The sequence below is a fragment of the Streptomyces katrae genome (assembly GCF_000966975.1).
In the GTDB taxonomy this organism is placed as follows: Bacteria; Actinomycetota; Actinomycetes; order Streptomycetales; family Streptomycetaceae; genus Streptomyces; species Streptomyces katrae.
The window spans coordinates 1-1,557 of the sequence record NZ_JZWV01001632.1 but is presented as its reverse complement, the minus strand read 5'-3'; the positions used below and the strand labels follow the sequence as shown (position 1 = coordinate 1,557).

Sequence of the window (1,557 nt, the reverse complement as noted above, 5' to 3'; positions counted from 1 at the left end):
CCTCCCACCTCGGCGCACCCGAGCGGCCGAAGCCGACCAAGAGGACGGCCCCGGCCGGCACCACGCGACACCGGCCGCCGCACGACCGAACAACCCGATCCCGCCACAAAGCCCCGGCCGACCGAGAGGCCCGGGCCGACCGGGGCCCTGCCGGAAGACGGCACAGACCGGCACGACAGGGCACCCGCCGCCGCACACCCCGACGGCCCGAGCAGCCCAGAAAGCCCCAGCCCGCCGAAAGGGCCCGGCCAGGGGGCCCTCCCGGAACACGGCCCAGCCCGAAGACGGGCCGACCAGGGAAACGCGGCTGGTCGGCACCACCCGACACCCACCGCAGCCGGGCCGGGCGAGCGCGGACCGACCGGAGACGGCGCCGACCGGCACCACGCGGCACCCGCCGCCACACGGCCGAACCGCCCGAGCAGACCAGGAAGCCCCAGCCCGCCGGAAAGGCCCGGCCAGCCGGGGGCCAGCCGGAAGACGGGCCAGCACGAAGACGGCGCCGACCGGCACCACGCGGCACCCGCCGCCGCACGGCCGAACGGCCCGAGCAGACCAGGAAGCCTCCGCCGGCCGAGGACGGGCCGACCGGAGACGGCCCGTCTTCGGGCCGCCCGGCGGAAAGCTTCGCGGGTCGGTCCCGGCCGACTTCGGGGACGGCCTACGGCCGCCTGCGGGCGGCCGCGGTGAGGGCCTCGGCGAGTTCGGCGTCGGTGGCGGCGACCGCGACCGGTGGGCGGCCCCAGCCGTACGCGGCGACCCGTCCGGCGACCTGGTGCGCGAGGTCCGCCACCTCCGGGTACCCGCCGAGGACGACGGGCTCCCCGGCCGCCAGCGCCGGGGCCAGCGCGGTCAGGGCGGCCGTGGCCCAGGGGGCCACGGACAGCAGGGCCCGCGTGCCGCGCAGGCCGTGCGCGACGCCCTCGTAGCAGTCCTCGGGCGCGCCGGGCGGCCGCAGCAGGCAGACCAGCCCGGACCCGGGGGCGGCGCCCGGGCGCAGGGTGCGCAGCGCCGGGTCGGGGCGCGCGGCAGCCAGGGGCAGGGGGGCTCCGTCGAGCAGCCGCAGCGCCCTGGCGACGGTGGCTCCGGGGCCCGCGTCGGCCGGGAGGCCGCGCAGCAGACGGGTGGTCTGCCAGAGGATCTCGGCGGCGTCGCTGTCGGCGATCCGGGTCCGGTCGTGGACGAGCGTCAACAGCAGCCCGCCGTCGGCGTCGTGGCGGGCCGTGAGCGCCAGCGGCGTCCCCGTGTAGGCCTCGCAGCTCTCCACCGGCCCGGCCTCGGCCTCACCGGACGGCCAGGACGGTTCCGGCAACCCCGGAACCCCACCCCCCACGGCCGGCCCCGCCGAAAACGCGGGCTCCTCCAACGGCCCCTCCGCAAACGGGGACTCCGCAGACGGCCCCACCGGAGCCACACCCTCCACGGCCGGCCCTGCCGGAGACACGGGCTCCCCGGACGGCCCCTCCGCGAACGGAGACTCCACGGCCGGCCCCGCCGGAGACACAGGCTCCCCGGACGCCCCCGCCGGAAGGCGCCCGGCGGGTCGGGGTCGGGGGG

Annotated in this window: 1 protein-coding gene; it reads right to left on the bottom strand. The window is 79.4% G+C overall.

Translation table 11 applies throughout. The features are described 5' to 3' along the window. Nucleotides 1-661: 661 nt before the first annotated feature. A complete protein-coding gene (locus tag VR44_RS39745) occupies nt 662-1,312 on the bottom strand; it encodes a hypothetical protein (RefSeq protein WP_045952568.1) in 651 nt (216 codons plus the stop codon). Between the last annotated feature and the right edge of the window lie 245 nt (nt 1,313-1,557).